Source organism: Kribbella italica (assembly GCF_014205135.1).
In the GTDB taxonomy this organism is placed as follows: Bacteria; Actinomycetota; Actinomycetes; order Propionibacteriales; family Kribbellaceae; genus Kribbella; species Kribbella italica.
Map to the genome: position 1 here is coordinate 2,611,969 of NZ_JACHMY010000001.1, position 15,048 is coordinate 2,627,016.

Annotated in this window: 14 protein-coding genes; 7 read left to right on the plus strand and 7 right to left on the minus strand. The window is 68.5% G+C overall.

Going from position 1 to position 15,048, the window contains the following annotated elements:
- Positions 1-92 precede the first annotated feature (92 nt).
- The 4 genes from HDA39_RS12170 to HDA39_RS12185 all read left to right on the plus strand — a co-directional run bounded on the left by HDA39_RS12170 (position 93) and on the right by HDA39_RS12185 (position 3,064).
- Complete coding sequence (locus HDA39_RS12170) at positions 93-923, plus strand: DUF4397 domain-containing protein (RefSeq protein ID WP_184795331.1); 831 nt, start codon at positions 93-95, stop codon at positions 921-923.
- A complete protein-coding gene (locus HDA39_RS12175) occupies positions 920-1,603 on the plus strand; it encodes a sortase domain-containing protein (protein WP_184795332.1) in 684 nt (227 codons plus the stop codon). Before HDA39_RS12170 ends, HDA39_RS12175 begins: the two co-directional genes overlap by 4 nt.
- A gap of 68 nt (positions 1,604-1,671) precedes the next feature.
- Positions 1,672-2,304: an RNA polymerase sigma factor gene (locus tag HDA39_RS12180; RefSeq protein WP_337925719.1), complete on the plus strand. Its 633-nt coding sequence runs from the start codon at positions 1,672-1,674 to the stop codon at positions 2,302-2,304.
- The gene (locus HDA39_RS12185; RefSeq protein WP_184795333.1) at positions 2,288-3,064 is read left to right on the plus strand and encodes an anti-sigma factor domain-containing protein; all 777 of its coding nucleotides are present in this window, start codon (positions 2,288-2,290) and stop codon (positions 3,062-3,064) included. Before HDA39_RS12180 ends, HDA39_RS12185 begins: the two co-directional genes overlap by 17 nt.
- Here HDA39_RS12185 and HDA39_RS12190 read toward each other — a convergent pair.
- Positions 3,026-3,571: a MarR family transcriptional regulator gene (locus tag HDA39_RS12190; RefSeq protein ID WP_184795334.1), complete on the minus strand. Its 546-nt coding sequence runs from the start codon at positions 3,569-3,571 to the stop codon at positions 3,026-3,028. The two genes, HDA39_RS12185 and HDA39_RS12190, sit on opposite strands and share 39 nt — an antisense overlap.
- A 70-nt stretch (positions 3,572-3,641) precedes the next feature.
- Here HDA39_RS12190 and HDA39_RS12195 point away from each other — a divergent pair, with 70 nt between their 5' ends.
- The 3 genes from HDA39_RS12195 to qcrB all read left to right on the plus strand — a co-directional run bounded on the left by HDA39_RS12195 (position 3,642) and on the right by qcrB (position 8,445).
- Positions 3,642-5,717, plus strand: coding sequence for an MMPL family transporter (locus HDA39_RS12195; protein ID WP_184795335.1), 2,076 nt, complete (start codon positions 3,642-3,644; stop codon positions 5,715-5,717).
- Between the two features lie 100 nt (positions 5,718-5,817).
- The gene (locus tag HDA39_RS12200) at positions 5,818-6,705 is read left to right on the plus strand and encodes a MerR family transcriptional regulator (RefSeq protein WP_337925720.1); all 888 of its coding nucleotides are present in this window, start codon (positions 5,818-5,820) and stop codon (positions 6,703-6,705) included.
- 78 nt (positions 6,706-6,783) lie between these two features.
- Positions 6,784-8,445 carry a cytochrome bc1 complex cytochrome b subunit gene (gene qcrB / locus HDA39_RS12205; protein ID WP_184795337.1) on the plus strand — a complete coding sequence of 554 codons (1,662 nt, stop codon included), beginning with the start codon at positions 6,784-6,786 and terminating at the stop codon, positions 8,443-8,445.
- A gap of 40 nt (positions 8,446-8,485) precedes the next feature.
- On the opposite strand, the gene HDA39_RS12210 is transcribed toward qcrB, so the two are convergent.
- From HDA39_RS12210 to HDA39_RS12235, 6 genes are all read right to left on the minus strand, one after another.
- Positions 8,486-9,850 carry a sulfatase-like hydrolase/transferase gene (locus HDA39_RS12210; RefSeq protein WP_184795338.1) on the minus strand — a complete coding sequence of 455 codons (1,365 nt, stop codon included), beginning with the start codon at positions 9,848-9,850 and terminating at the stop codon, positions 8,486-8,488.
- A 25-nt stretch (positions 9,851-9,875) separates the two neighbouring features.
- Positions 9,876-10,724, minus strand: coding sequence for a carbohydrate ABC transporter permease (locus HDA39_RS12215; RefSeq protein WP_184795339.1), 849 nt, complete (start codon positions 10,722-10,724; stop codon positions 9,876-9,878).
- Positions 10,711-11,568: an ABC transporter permease subunit gene (locus HDA39_RS12220; RefSeq protein ID WP_184795340.1), complete on the minus strand. Its 858-nt coding sequence runs from the start codon at positions 11,566-11,568 to the stop codon at positions 10,711-10,713. Before HDA39_RS12220 ends, HDA39_RS12215 begins: the two co-directional genes overlap by 14 nt.
- Positions 11,565-12,845, minus strand: coding sequence for a sugar ABC transporter substrate-binding protein (locus tag HDA39_RS12225; protein WP_184795341.1), 1,281 nt, complete (start codon positions 12,843-12,845; stop codon positions 11,565-11,567). Before HDA39_RS12225 ends, HDA39_RS12220 begins: the two co-directional genes overlap by 4 nt.
- Positions 12,846-12,889: 44 nt before the next feature.
- Positions 12,890-13,906, minus strand: a complete 1,017-nt coding sequence (locus HDA39_RS12230; protein WP_184795342.1) for a LacI family DNA-binding transcriptional regulator — start codon at positions 13,904-13,906, stop codon at positions 12,890-12,892.
- A gap of 70 nt (positions 13,907-13,976) precedes the next feature.
- On the minus strand, positions 13,977-15,005 hold the full coding sequence (locus HDA39_RS12235; RefSeq protein WP_184795343.1) for an extracellular catalytic domain type 1 short-chain-length polyhydroxyalkanoate depolymerase: 1,029 nt from the start codon (positions 15,003-15,005) through the stop codon (positions 13,977-13,979).
- Between the last annotated feature and the right edge of the window lie 43 nt (positions 15,006-15,048).

The following is a 15,048-nucleotide window of genomic DNA, read 5'->3' on the forward strand; positions in this document are numbered from 1 at the left end:
CGAGGCGTCAAGTTGGTCGCCGTTCGGCGCATCCGTTGTGGGGGTTCGACCGGAAGAGAGGTACAAGAACACCCATTCCGTAGGAGGGTTCCATGTCAATCCGTCGAGTCACTGCTCTGGTCGCCACCAGCCTGCTGGCGGCCGGGGTCCCTGTGGCCGCCGCCGGGAGCGCGCAGGCCAAGCCGACCGCCAACGCCACGGTGTCGGTGCTGCACGCGGTGCCCGGTCCGACCGTCGACGTCTATGCCAACGGCAAGGCGCTGCTGACGGACTTCAAGCCCGGTACGCTCACCGACCCGGTCAAACTGCCCGAAGGCACCTACGACCTCAAGGTGACCGCGGCCGGTGCCGGTGCGGGCGGCGCGGCCGTCATCCAGGCGAACAACGTCGAGGTCCCCGGTGGCGCCAACATCACCGTCGTCGCCCACCTGAGCGCGGCCGGCAAGCCGGTCCTCACGCCGTACGTGAACGACACGTCGAAGCTCGGCGCCGGGAAGGCGCGGGTGACCGTTCGGCACGACGCCGCGGCACCCGCCGTCGACGTCCGCGCCGGTGGCGAGCCGGTCTTCAAGGGGCTGACGAACCCCAAGGAGGCGAAGGCCGATCTGCCGGCCGGCACGGTCAAGGCCGACGTCACGCTCGCCGGTACGTCGACCGTCGCGATCGGCCCCGCCGACCTGAACCTCAAGGAAGGCACGAACACGATCGTGTACGCCTGGGGCAGCGCGTCCGGCAAGAACCTGAAGCTCGCCGTCCAGACCATCTCCGGGCTGCACGGCAACCCGAGCGGCATCCCGGGCGGTACCGGTGGTCAGGCCGCCGAGAGCGGTGTCCCGGTGTGGCTGATGGGTGCGCTCGGACTGGTTGCGCTCGGTGTCCTCGCGACCGGTACGGCGGCAGTTCGGGGGCGTGCGCGGTCGTGATTCGCGTTCGTGGTGCGGCCATCCTCGCGATGGCCGCACTGGCCGCTTCCCTCCTGGCCGGCTGCGGAGCCTCCGAGTCAGGCTCCGCAGCCGCCCCGGACGAGCGGGCGGAGTCCTCCGGACCGGCCGTGGGCGAATCACCCCCCAGCCCCACCCGGTCCGCGACCCCGTCCGCTCCCCGGACTCCCTCGGGCATTCGCACCAGGGCAGCCGACCTGCCGACGCTCGCCGAGGGTCCTCAACCCAACCGCCTGCAGATCGGCTCGGCCGATCTCGACATCCCGGTACTCGCCGTGGGCGTCGCGAAGGACGGGCAGATGGAGCTCCCCCCGAACCCGAACACCATCGGCTGGTACCGGTTCGGTCCCGCACCCGGCGACCAGCGCGGCTCGGTGGTCCTCGGGGGCCATCTCGACAGCAAGGAGTACGGCAAGGGACCGCTCGTCCGGCTGAGCGAACTCGAGCCCGGCGACTCGGTCACGGTCCGGTCGAGCAACGACTCCGTCGCGACCTACCGGGTGGAGAAGGTGGAGGATGTCCGCAAGACCGCACTGGCCCTCGGCCAGGTCTTCGACCGCGGCAGCGAACCCCGGCTGCGGATCGTCACCTGCGGTGGGCCCTACGACCGCGACGGAGGTGGTTACCGCGACAACCTGGTCGTCACCGCCGTACCAGTCTGAACGCAACAGATCGAGCCCCCGTTGGCAGGAGTCAGGGCAACAGTGAACCCAGTGCACAGGCGGTCCCGGTGACCTTTCGCTCGAACGGACGGCACTCGCCCACGGAGTTCGCTAGAGTTCCGGCCGTGAGCACAAGTGCCGCGGGTTCACCTTCGCCGAGTGATATCGCGAAGGCCTTCGCGGAGGGTCGCGAGGAGAGTCTCGCCGATGCCTACCGGCAATGGTCGGCCCTGGTGTTCACCCTTGCGTTCAAGGCGCTCGGCAACCGCACCGACGCCGAGGACATCACCCAGCAGGTCTTCGTCTCGGCCTGGCGGAGCCGCGCGACGTTCGATCCCGCGACCGGCCAGTTCGGCGCCTGGTTGACCGGAATCACGCGGCACCGGATCGCCGACCGGCTGTCCGCCCGAAGTCGCGACCACCGCAACACCGAAGCCGCCGCGGCGCTCGTGAACAGCGAGGCCGCGGCGGACAAGGTCGATCAGGACACGGTGGATCGGGTCCTGCTCGCCGACGAACTGGCCAAGATCGATGACCCACGACGAACCATCCTTTGGCTCGCCTTCTACGAAGACCAGGCATATCCGCAGATCGCCGACCAACTGGCCCTGCCGCTCGGCACCGTCAAGAGTCACGTACGGCGGGGCCTGCTGCAACTGCGCGACCGACTGAAGGAGGTGAAGGGTGACGACGCATCTTGAGGACGAGCAGCTCGCCCAGTGGGTCCTCGACGACCAGACACCGGACACCGCCGCCGCCACTCATCTCCAGCTCTGCGCCCGGTGCCGCGAGAGCTACGCGGAGCTGCAGGAGATCGCCCGGCTCAGCAAGCGGCTGCCTCGGCTCGAGCAGCCGCCGAGCGAGCTGTGGGGTCAGATCAACGCCGAGCTGGGCCTGGAGACCGGACCGGTTCCTGGCACCGACCTTCGCGAGGACGGACGGCAGGAACCGACTGCGCTCCGTCCGGCTTCGCCCGAGCGCACGAACCCGTCGCCCGCGAGGCATCCCGAGGTCCGGCGCTTTCGGTGGAGGGCCTTGGCTGTCGCCGCGACGGTCGCTGCCGTCCTGGGAGCCGGCGCCGGGGTTGCCGGCACGCTGCTGGCAACCCGTGACGACACCAAAGCCCCAGTGGCCGAGACCATGATCAGGCTGACGCCACTCGCCGGCCAGTCCGGCGACGGCAACGCCGACTTGATCCGGGAGAACACCGGCGACCGCCTCAAGGTCGAAGCTTCGGGGCTGGGCGCCGGTCAGGGCTTCTACGAGGTCTGGATGATCAATGAAGACGGCAAGCGAATGGTGTCGCTCGGCGTACTCAATCCGCAGACCGGAGGGACCTTCACGATCCCGCAGGACCTGACCCAGCAGGGCTATCGGATCGTCGACATCTCACTGGAGCCGAACGACGGCAATCCCGAACACTCACGCGCCAGCATCATCCGGGGGACGCTTCCCGGCTGAGGCCGGCCGGGGACGATGCCGCATCTCGCCGTCGAGCTCTTCCCGATAGGCCCGGTACGACGCGATGGTGGCCGCGAGGTAACGCTTCACGACGTCCAGGTCTTCCGGGGTGAACGCCGCGGTGGCCGCCCGGTGGTGGCGTCCCAGTGGGGTGAAGAACTGCCCGGCGAGCTCCAGCCCCGGCTCGGCGTACCGGACGATGACCCGGCGACGGTCGGTGGGGTCGCGCTCCCGGCGGACATGACCGTCGCGTTCGAGGCGGTCCAGCAAGGTGGTGACGGTCCCGGTCGTCAGGCCGAGCTCGGCGGCCAGGGCGCCCGCGGTCATCGGCGTCTCGGCGGGCGCGACCAGGATCCGGATCAGGGCCTCGACATCGGTGCCGTGGATCCCGTGGCGCTGAGCGAAGACGTGGCCGATCCGCTGGCCCTCGGCCACGAGCGTCTGGACCAGACCGACGAGTTCGTCCCGTCCACCGGCGGCCTGAGCACCCGGCTTGCCTTCAGTCACTCCATCTCCTAATGTCTTGATTGCCAAGATACTCGTTTATCGAGTCTTTAGCAGCTGCCGAGGAGTTCCCGTGCCAGGTTCAGGCTTCTTCCTGCGATCCCGACGCGTCGCCGCCCTGTTGGTGCTGGGCGGCCTGGCGCTGGCTACGCTAACCCTCCTGAGTCCCGCCGCGGAGGAGGCCGAGCCCAGATCGGCGACCGGTCTGTCCACCTCGGCCGCCGAATCGGCGCAGGCCCAGCAATTGCGCGAGCAACTTCCAGGCGCCGACCAGTCCTCGGCCCTGATCGTCTTCAGCCGGCCGGACCAGGGCGTGCTGACCGCGGCGGACCAGGCCGCCTCCCGCGAAGCGTCCGCCGCGGTCGGCGTCAAAGTACCGGTGCAGCTCTCCGAGGACCGGAAGGTCGGGCTCGCGGTCCTGCCGTTGCCCGGCGGCGATGACGAGCAGCTGTCCGAGACTGTGGACAAGCTCCGTGACGATTTCAAGAGCCTGCCCGACGGCTTGCAGGCCTCGGTGACCGGCCCGGCGGCCTTCACCACGGACCTGACCAGAGTCTTCGACGGTGCGGACACCCGACTCATCCTGGTGACGGCCTGCGTTGTGGCCTTGCTGCTGCTCCTCACCTATCGCAGTCCAGGGCTGGTTCTGATCCCCTTGGTCGTGGTCGCTCTCACCGAGCAGGTCACCACCGGTCTCTCGGAGCAGCTACTCTCCCGGCTCGGCATCCCGGGCGGCGGACAGGTCTCCGGGATCGTCAGCGTGCTGGTCTTCGGCGCGGCGACCGACTACGCGCTGCTGCTGATCGCGCGCTACCGGGAGGTCTTGCGGGCCGAAGAGCGCCCCTTGGAAGCGATGCGGATCGCCGTACGGCGAGTGGCCGAGCCGATCCTGGCCAGTGGCGGAACGGTCGTCTGTGCGCTGGCCCTACTACTGCTGGCCAGCACCGAGACGCTGCAGGGGATCGCCATCGGCTGCATCATCGGCATCGTCCTGGCGATCGTCTCGAGCCTGATCGTGCTGCCCGCGGCGCTGGTGCTGTTCGGCCGCGGGATCTTCTGGCCGTTCGTTCCCCGGGTCGGCGATCCGGCGACCGAGGGCAAGGTCTGGGGACGGCTCGGCGTTCTGGTGGCTCGACGGCCCGCGATCGTCCTTACGGTGGCCGGCCTCCTGCTGGCCGGTATGGCCGCCGGGACCTTCGGCGTCCGCACCGGCCTGGCCCAGAACGACCAGTTCCGGGTCGAGCCCGAGGCGGTCAGCGGCGCCAAGATCCTCGCCGAAGCCTTCCCGGCCGGCGCCACCGAGCCGATCACGGTGATCGGCCCGGTCGGCGACGCGGACGCGATGGCCCGGACCATCCGGCAGATCGACGGAGTTGCCGAGGTCCGGCCCGGCGATCGAAACGGCCAGCTGGCCGAGTACGACGTGATCTTGTCGTCCGAGCCCGGCACCGAGGCCTCGATCTCCGTGGTCCGGAACCTTCGCAGTCAACTCGACCAGGTCAGCGACCAGGTCCTGGTCGGTGGCGGGCCGGCCGAAAGCCTCGACGTCCAGGAAGCCGACCAGCGTGACCGGCTGCTCATCATGCCGCTGATCCTGCTCCTGGTCGGCGCGGTGCTGGTCGCCGTACTGCGGTCCGTCCTCGCGCCGATCCTCCTGTTGCTGACCGTGGTCGTGTCCTTCTTCGCCAGCTTCGGCGCGAGCTGGCTGGTGTTCGACCACCTGCTGAACTTCCCGGCGCTCGACGGGTCGGTCATCCTGCTGTCGTTCCTCTTCCTGGTCGCCCTCGGCGTCGACTACAACATCTTCCTCAGCACCCGCGCGCGGGAGGAAGCCCGCACCGACGGCACCCGGCAAGGCATGGCCACCGCGCTGCGCGTGACCGGCGGAGTCATCACCAGCGCGGGCCTGCTGCTTGCCGCCGTCTTCGCCGTACTGGGCGTCCTGCCGCTGATCACCCTGACGCAGATCGGAATCATCGTCTGCATCGGCGTACTGCTCGACACCTTGCTGGTCCGGACCGTGGTCGTCCCTGCTCTGGCTTTCCTCCTCGGCGACAGGTTCTGGTGGCCCAGCAGACCCCAAGGACACCCCACCGAAACCGACTCGACCAAGGGCCCAGAGCACGAAAGGCAGGCCGTACAGCTGTAGGAGTCGCCTGCGTTCGGAATGCGCCGAAACCGATGCAGCGTGTCATCGTAGACAGGTGCCTGACCCAGCTGCCGCCGCAGACCAGGCCACACCGGAGCCGGTGTGGCCTGTCGGTCAGGTAGCGGCTGCCCTGGGGATCCCGGCGGTGACGATCCGGAGCTGGGAGCGTCGCTACCAGATGGAGCCTGCGCACCGCAGTCGCGGGTTGCATCGGCGCTACACCCAGACCGACATCGCCCGGCTACGCCGGATGCAACTGTTGATCCAGCAGGGCGCACCGCCTGGCGACGCCGCTCGGCTGAGCGCGGCGGACGGTCCGCCGGAGGCGATCGACGAGACCTCGGGCTCGATCGAACTGGCGGCGCTCCTGCGCGAAGCCGACGCGCTGCGCATCACCGCGCTCGATCTTCTGCTCGACGGATCACTCATGCGGCTCGGTGTGAGCCGCACCTGGACCGAGCTCGTCGCACCGGCGTTGCGCACGCTGGAAGATCGCTTCGAACGCCTGCAGGACTGCACCGACGTGGAACTCGTGCTGGCCCGGTCGTTCGAGGACGCGCTGGGACGGTACTTGAGCGGTCGCCGGCCCCGGCACGACGGACAGCATCCGATCCTGCTGGTGTCCTGCCCACAGGATCGCCACACGTTGCCGCTCGCAGTACTCCGGGCGGTTCTTCTGGAGCAATCCCACCCGGTCCTCACCCTGGGACCCGACGCGGGCGCGCCGGCGATCGTGGCGGCAGCGTCCAGAACCAGCCCCAGGGTCGTGGTGCTGTGGTCGATGCGGAGGCAAGCCGGCCAAGCCGCACTCCGCTCCCAGCTGACTGGGCAAGGATTCACGGTCGAGGCAGCCGGCCCCGGCTGGCCGCGGGCGGCCAGAACGCTGATCGGTCTGGAGCAGGCCGCTGAACGGCTGACGCGCAGCGACCCTGAGATCGGCCCAAAGTTGTGCAACGACGCCTCGACCCCGGAATCGGTCCTACAGTAGCCACGAGACGATGCATCACTTTTGCATAAGTTCTCGACGCGGACGACGGACGGCTCGGCCGACAGGACGAGGTTGATCATGGCTCAGCAAGAACTACCCGGCGCGGTGCGCTGGCTCGACGACCGGGTCGGCATCGCCAAGCTGGGCAAGAAGAACCTGCGCAAGGTCTTCCCCGACCACTGGTCGTTCATGCTCGGCGAGATCGCGCTCTACAGCTTCATCATCCTGATCCTCACCGGGGTGTTCCTGAGCCTGTGGTTCCGGCCGTCGATGGCCGAGGTCGAGTACCAGGGTTCGTACAGCCTGCTCAAGGGCCTGCCGATGTCGGAGGCGTACGAGTCGACGCTGCGGATCTCCTTCGACATCCGCGGTGGTCTGCTGATGCGTCAGATCCACCACTGGGCCGCGGTCCTGTTCGTTGCCGCGATGAGCGTCCACCTGTTGCGCATCTTCTTCACCGGCGCGTTCCGCAAGCCCCGCGAGATCAACTGGCTGATCGGCGTCGTGATGCTGTTCCTCGGTGTCGTCGAGGGCTTCATCGGGTACGGCCTCCCCGACGACCTGCTGTCCGGCACCGGCCTGCGGATCACCGAAGGCCTGGTCCTCGCCTCCCCCGTGATCGGGACCTGGCTGAGTTTCTTCATCTTCGGCGGCGAGTTCCCCGGCGACGAGTTCGTCTCCAGGTTCTACACCGTGCACGTGCTCCTGATCCCAGGGATCCTGCTGGCCCTGATCACCGTGCACCTGATGCTGGTCGTCTACCACAAACACACCCAGTTCCCCGGGCCCGGCCGGACCGAGAAGAACGTGGTCGGCTATCCCCTGCTGCCCGTGTACGCCGCCAAGGCCGGAGGCTTCTTCTTCGTCGTCTTCGGCGTGCTCGCGGTCATGGGCGCACTCCTGCAGATCAACCCGGTCTGGCTCTACGGCCCCTACAACCCCGCCGAGGTCACCGCCGGCTCGCAACCCGACTGGTACATGGCCTGGCTCGACGGCGCCGTCCGCCTGATGCCCGGTATCGAGTCGGAGTTCTGGGGCGTCACGATCAGCTGGAACGTCGTCGTACCGGCGCTGCTGATGCCGCCGCTGTTCATCGGGTTCGTTGCCCTCTACCCCTTCATCGAGCAGTGGATCACCGGTGACCAACGCGAGCACCACCTGCTCGACCGGCCGCGCAACGTGCCGACCCGGACCGGTATCGGCGCCGGCATCATCACCTTCTACGGCGTGCTGTGGCTGAACAGCGGCAACGACCTGATCGCCACCCACTTCCACCTGTCCATCAACACCATCACCTGGGTCTGCCGCGTCCTGATCTTCGCCGGTCCGGTGATCGCGTTCTGGATCACCCGCCGGATCGCGCTCTCCCTGCAGCGCGCCGACCGCGAACGCGTCCTGCACGGCCTCGAGAGCGGCGTCATCACCCGGTCGCCCGACGGCCGGTACGCCGAGAAGCACACGCCGATCTCGCCGTACGAGAGCTACACCCTCACCGCCCACGAACAACGACCACCCTTCGAGGTCGGCCCGGCGACCGACGGCAACGGAGTCCCCGCACCCCGGCGCCGCCGCGACCGCGTCCGCGCCGCGATCGCCCGCTTCTACTTCGCGGACGTCGTACCGAAACCGACCCGCCAGGAACTGGAAGCGGGTCACGCGCACGACGACAGTCCGGCCGGTACGCCGCAGCTCGACGCGACCTCCTCGCGCGGATCAGGAGGCGCACCGGATCCGGACTGACCATCGCGGCGGTCGTCCGGCCGGTACAGCCGTCCTGCGGTCACTCCAAGAGCCGGCCTTCCAGCTTGCGGTGGTGGACGGTGGTGTCGGGGAAGCGGTTGCGGTCCCGGACGTCGGGGTGCGGCTCGATCGTTGCCGGGCGGTGCTCGACCTCGGCGATTCTCCGGATCAGCTGGGCCCGCAGGCCGGCCGCGATCTCCTGGTGTCCTTCGCTGTCGATCAGGTTGTCGAGCTCGTACGGATCGGCCACCAGGTCGTACAGCGCCTGCTCCCGGTAGGTGTCCGCGGCCGGTTGGTCCACGACGTCCGGAGCGAGGACGTGGTACTTCCACCGCTCGGTCCGCAGCGCGCGTCCGACCTCGGTCTCACTGACCTGGATCAGTACGCCGTCCGCCGCGTCCGTCGGTGCGGCGAACAGCCGATCGAGCGGCGCGCCGTCGAGGTGGCCGGGCAACGGGATCCCAGCCGCGTCCAGCACCGTCGGTACGACGTCGATCGTGCTGACCGGCGTACCGACGCGGCGTCCGCCGGCGTACCCGGGCCCTTCGACGACCAGAGGGACCCGGACCGAACCGTCGTGGGGTGATCGCTTGTACTCGCTGTTGCGGGTCTTGAAGTGCGAGCCGTGGTCCGAGGTGTAGACGAGCAAGGTGTCGTCGGTCAGACCGAGGCTGATCAACGCGTCGCGGAGCCGGCCGAGGCACTCGTCGACGCGTTTGACCTGCCCGTAGTAACCAGCCGCGTGTTGGTGCGCCGTCCCGGGAAGGGCAGCGAGATCCGGCGGCAACCAGGCGCCCGTGTAGGTGTCCTGGTAGACCTCGGGTGCCGGGTAGTTGTCGTGCTCGTTCTGGTGGTGCGGCTCGATCAGCGACAGGAACAGCATGAACGGCCGGTCCTCGGTCGATGCCCGGCTGACGAACCGGATCGCCGCGTCGGTCAGCGCGTCGGGGCGGTAGCCGGGCAGGAACACCGGTTCGCCGTCCGCGTCGTACACGATCGTCCGGTACGCGTCGGAGGTGAACTCCAGCAGGTTCGCACCCAGCCAGAAATCGTAACCGCCCTGCTCATCGCGCGGCACCGGATCCTGGCTCGCCAGATGCCACTTGCCGATGTAGCCGGTCTGGTACCCGGCCTCACCGAACAAGCGGCCCAGCGTCGGCGCATCGGCCGGCAGCGCGACGCTGTTGCGGTGCACGCCGGTGTTCGTCGGGTACATCCCGGTCTGCAGTGCGGAGCGGGCCGGAGCACAGACCGGGTTGGTGGTGCAGGCGGTCTCGAACATCGCGCCGCGGCGCGCCATCAGGTCGAGGTTGGGCGTCAGGCCGAGCGGGTTCCCGGCCGCGCCGACGGTGTCCCAGCGCTGCTGGTCGGTGAAGAAGACGATCACGTTGGGGCGGTCGGTCATCGGGCGACTCCTGGGGTGGTCGAGGTCATTTGAGGCCCGACAAGGTGATGCCCTCGACGAGGAACTTCTGCGTGATCACGAAGAACAGCGCGGTCGGCAGGAACAGGATCAGGGCGCCGGCGGCGGTCAGGTTCCATTGGGTGAAGTACTCCTGGTTGAACAGCGTCAGGCCGATCGGCAGCGTGCGCATCTCGGTCCGGCTGGTGGCGATCAGCGGCCAGAGGAACTCGTTCCACTGGAAGACGAAGGTGAACAGGCCGAGCACGGCCAGCGCGGGTTTGAGCTGCGGCAGGATGACGCGCAGGTAGATGCCGATCTCCGAGGCGCCGTCGACCCGGGCCGCCTCGATCAGTTCGTTCGGCAGCGGCCGGATGAACTGCCGCATCAAGAAGATGCCGTAGGCATCCATCAGGAACGGCACGATCAGGCCCTGGTAGGAGTCGATCCAGCCCAGGTTGGAGAAGATCGCGTAGATCGGCAGCATCCGGACGAAGAACGGCACCATCAGCGTCGACAGCACCGCGACGAAGGCGATCCGCTGGCCGGGGAAGTCCATCTTGGCGAAGACGTAGCCGACCAGCGGGTCGAAGACCAGGTGGGAGATCGTGATCGCGCCGGCCATCACGAAGCTGTTGAGGAAGAACCGGCCGAACGGCGCCGCGTCGAACAGCCGGCTGAAGTTGTCCCACTGCGGCGCGGCCGGCCACAGCACCGGATCGCCGGAGAGCACCTCGGCGTCGCTCTGCAGCGCCAGCACGATCATGTAGAGCAGCGGGATGACGGTGACGAGGGCGAGCAGCACCAGGAGCACGTACGCCGCCGTCCGGTCGCCGGGGAACAGCCGTTCGCGGGTGAGCGAGCTACTGGGTGGCATCTGCACGGTCTCCGATCTTCAGCTGCACCAGCGACAGCACCAGTACGACGATCAGCAGCAGCACCGACAACGCCGACGCGTACCCGAAGTCGTTGTCGTTGAACGCGACCAGGAACAGCCGGTGCGCGTAGAGCGACGTCGCGTTGCCCGGTCCTCCCCCGGTGACGATGTACGGCAGGGCGAACTGCTGCAGCGTGCCGATCAGGCCGATGATCGTGACGAACAGCGTGGTCGGGGTCAGCAGCGGGAGCGTGATCGCGAAGAACCGCCGCCACGGCCCGGCGCCGTCGATCCGCGCGGCTTCGTAGTACAGGCCGGGAATGCCCTGCAGACCGGCGAGGAACAGCACCATCGTGTAGCCCGCGCCGGACCAGACGGTGATGCCGACGATCGTGGCCAGCGGGTGGGTGCTCAGCCAGGTCTGACCGGGGAGGCCGAGCTGGTCGAGCACGCGGTTCAGGATGCCGACCTGCGGATCGAGGATGTTGCGCCACAGCAGGCCGATGATCGACACCGACGTCAGGTACGGGATCAGCAGTACCGAACGGAACAAGGTCCGGCCGGGGATCGCCTGGTTCAGGATCACCGCCAGCAGGAGTCCGACGACGGTGCCGGCGACGAGCGTGCCCGCGGCGTACAGGAGGGTGATCAGGAACGAGTGCACGACCTCGGGATCGCCGAGGGCCCGGGTGAAGTTGCCGAGGCCGACGAAGCGCGCGCCGTCCGCGTCGTACAGGCCGGCCAGGAGTTGGTTCCCGATCGGCAGGAAGAACAGCAGGGCGAAGAACAGCACCGCGGGGCTCAGGAACAGCCACGCCGTGACGGCCTGCCGGCGACGGTTCACAGTGCTGCCCCGGCCTGTTTGCGGAAGTCGGCCAGCGTTGCCTCGACGGGCGCCTGCTGGATGATGATCTGCTGGTAGGCCTTCTTGTACAGCTCGTTGATCTGGGCGGCCTTGCCGCTGGCGGGCAGGCCGGCGTCCTGTGGGGTGACCACGGCCAGCGCCTTCGCGATGATCGCCAGGTTCGCGTCGCCGGCCACCGCCGGGTCGGCGGCCCAGCTCTTCCGCGGCATCGACATCCCGGCCTCCTTGGTCGCGGCCAGTTCGGTCTTGACCGCGGCGAGCTTGGTCAGCAGTTCCCACGACAGCTTCGGGTCCTTGGCCTTCGCCGGGATCATCAGACCGGCACCGGCCATCGCGGCCGCCTGCACGGAGCCGGTCAGTGGAGCGGCCAGACCGAGGTCGATGTCCGGACTCCCCTGCCGGACCGGTGCCAGGTCCCACGGCCCGGAGACGAACATCGCCGCTCGTTTCGCCGAGAACAGTTTCTGGGGACCGGAGTAGTCCGTGGTCGCAACCGGCGCCGGCGAGACCTTGCTGGCGAACACCAGGTCCTGCATGTACTGCAGTGCGCTCCGCGCCGAGTCCGGCGGCGACATGAACTGCTTGGCGGCGACATCACTGAAGGCGACGCGTTGCTGCTGGTAGAACGGCGCGCTGTACGCCGGATCGGAGTTCAGTGCCGTTCCGCTGACCTTGTCCTTGCTGGTGGCCTTGGCGATCTCGAGGAACTCGTCCCACGTCGTCGGCGGCTTGCTGAACCCAGCGGCCGACAGCAACGCCTTGTTGTAGAAGACCAGCCCGTTCGCGGTGAGGTGCAGCGGGATCGAGTAGGTCTTGCCCTCGTACTGGCGGGCGGTGACGGCCGCGTCGATGAAGTCTCCCGGGAACCCGAACGCCTTGTCCGCCGCCGCGAACTCGTCGAGCGCCAGCACGTTGCCCGCCAGCCCGTACTGCGTACCCGTCCCGGCCGAGATCTCCTCGACCAGGTCGGGCACGTTGCCCGAGCGGAAGTCGGCCGTCAGCTTCGTGGTCAGGTCGGGCCACTGGAACTTCTGCCAGTTGATCGTCAGGTCGTGGTCCTTGCCGAACTGGTCGATCACTTCCTTGTACGCCTGGTACCCGTGACCAGCGTTCCAGTAGATCGTGAAGGTGCCGGCCTCCTGCTTCGAGGACGACGGGGTCGCCGGTGAACACCCGGTCCCGACGGCACCCAGGACAGTGACTCCGAGGCCGAGGCGCAGGAACGACCGACGGTCCAACGAGGTGAGTACGGGCATGAGAAACCTTCCGTAGTGACGGAGTGGAGCGGTACGGCGCGGAGTCAGGCCGACAGGCGGCGGTTCAGGGTCCACGGCATGCTGAGTTCGCGCGCCGGGAGCGTCGGGTCGTCGATCCGCGCGAACAACGCCTCGACGATCTCGGTGAAGTCCAGCTCGTACATGCCGACACTGGTCAGCGGCGGCGAGGAGTAGCCGGCTTCCTTCGTGTTCCCGGTGCCGATCACGGCGAGGTCGTCCGGCACCTTCACCCCTCGGTCCGACGCGGCCTGCAGGGCGGCGAAGGCGCCGCGATCCGATTCCGAGACCAGCGCGTCAGGAGGTTCGGGCAGGTCGAGCAGATCCCGTACGACGAGAACCGCGTCCTCGCGCGCCTCGGCCCCGGCCCGCACCAGCCGCGGATCGACCGCGATCCCGGCGCGTTCGAGCGCTCCGGCGTACCCCAGGTAACGGTCGCTCGACAGCGGGCTCGCCATGCCCGCGTGCGCCAGGAAGGCGATCCTGCGCCGGCCGGCCGCGATCAGGTACGTCGTCGCCTCGGCCACCGACTGCTCGACGTTGTTGCGGATGACATCGATCCCGGGCGCCGTGAGGTGTTCGCTGAACACCATCAACGCCCGGGTCGATCGACGGGCCGCGGTGAGATCGAGGTGATCGGCCAGGTCGGGTGTGAAGATCGCGCCGTCGACGTGGCCGCGCGTGACGACCCGCAACGACTGAGCCGCCCGATCGAGACTTCGGATCGGTACGCCGATGACCGAGTAGCGCCGGTCGGCCGCCAGGTCTTCGCACTGCATCGTCAGCCGGTCCAGCCACGGCCCGACCGGCGGCGCGTAGATCAGCGCGATCAGTTCGGACCGCTGCCTGCGCAGGCTCCTGGCCGCCGTGTTTCCCTCGTACCCCAACCGCCGCGCGCACTGCTCGACCCGCCGTCTGGTTGCCTCCGGCAATGGCTTGATCCGGTCCGCACGGCCGCTCAGCACGTAGGAACACGTCGCCACCGAGACGCCGGCGGCCTCGGCGACGTCGCGGAGTGTGACTCGACTGCTCCGGGAAGCCATGGTGAAAGCATTAACCTGCCGCCGTACGGGGTCAATGAACTCTGCTGGTTAACTTCGCGCCTGTTAACCATCAGTGCTCCGAAGACAGCCCCCAGAAGGTGGCGATGTGGCCGGCGGCGCAGACGTCGACGTCCAGGATGTACGGCGCGGGCTGCCCGCAGTTGTCCGGACCGGCACCGGGATCGATGGGTTGGCCGTGGCGCATGTCGGTGATCGACCAGGTCTCGACGACCGCGCGGCCGCTCTGGTCGCGGTAGGTGTGGTGCGGGTAGCCGTTGACCGTGCCGACGCCGTCCGCGGTCTGATCGGCGCCGTGCACGTCGGTCCACTGCTCGGCGAGCTCGGTCAAGTTGCGATAGGCAACGGTCGTGTCCGCGGTGCCGTGCCAGACCGACAGGGTCGGCCACGGTCCGCGATGTTGCGACGCGGCCCGGACCTTGTCGCCCCACTGGCGCGGGCTCAGGTCGGTTCCCGGGTTCTGGCAGCCGTAGGCCTGTACGAGGGTCGTGGCGCACCGGTACGGCAGCCCGGCGACGACCGCCGCGCCGGCGAAGACGTCGGGGTACGTCGCCGCCATGATCGCGGCCATGGCTCCGCCCGCCGACAACCCGGTGACGAAGACCTTTGCCGGATCGGACCCGGCGTCGGTGCGAGCGCGGTCCACCATCTGCTTGATCGACAACGGCTCCCCGGCACCTCGGGTGCTGTCCGCCGTCTGGAACCAGTTGAAACAGAAGCTGAAGTTGTTCGCGGACTGCTGCTGCGGCAGCACCAGCACGAACTGCAGCCGCCGCGCCAGCTCGATCCAGCCCGGCTCGTCGTCGAAGGCCGCTGCTGATTGAGTACATCCGTGCAACGCCACCACCAGCGGGCGACCAGGTCCGACGCCTGGTGGGACGTAGCGGAACATCCGCAGATTGCCCGGATTGCTCCCGAACCCGGTGACCTCCGCGACGCCATCGGCGCGGCCGCCGCCGTACGCCGGGACGAGCCCGCACACCGAGACGGCGAGGGCCACGACAGCAGCCCCCCACCGCTTCACTGCTGCTCGACGATCGCGGCGGATCACCAGCCGCCCAAGGGAACGAAAGCCGAGCATGCGAACCTCCACGGTTGATTCACAACACCTCGCAACGATGCTG

What these genes read in the sequence shown, in the direction of transcription:
- HDA39_RS12230 (WP_184795342.1), bottom strand. Translation starts at nt 13,906, where the DNA reads ATGGCTTCCCGGAGCAGTCGAGTCACACTCCGCGACGTCGCCGAGGCC.
- HDA39_RS12235 (WP_184795343.1), bottom strand. Translation starts at nt 15,005, where the DNA reads ATGCTCGGCTTTCGTTCCCTTGGGCGGCTGGTGATCCGCCGCGATCGT.
- HDA39_RS12170 (WP_184795331.1), top strand. Translation starts at nt 93, where the DNA reads ATGTCAATCCGTCGAGTCACTGCTCTGGTCGCCACCAGCCTGCTGGCG.
- HDA39_RS12215 (WP_184795339.1), bottom strand. Translation starts at nt 10,724, where the DNA reads ATGCCACCCAGTAGCTCGCTCACCCGCGAACGGCTGTTCCCCGGCGAC.
- HDA39_RS12210 (WP_184795338.1), bottom strand. Translation starts at nt 9,850, where the DNA reads ATGACCGACCGCCCCAACGTGATCGTCTTCTTCACCGACCAGCAGCGC.
- HDA39_RS12225 (WP_184795341.1), bottom strand. Translation starts at nt 12,845, where the DNA reads ATGCCCGTACTCACCTCGTTGGACCGTCGGTCGTTCCTGCGCCTCGGC.
- qcrB (WP_184795337.1), top strand. Translation starts at nt 6,784, where the DNA reads ATGGCTCAGCAAGAACTACCCGGCGCGGTGCGCTGGCTCGACGACCGG.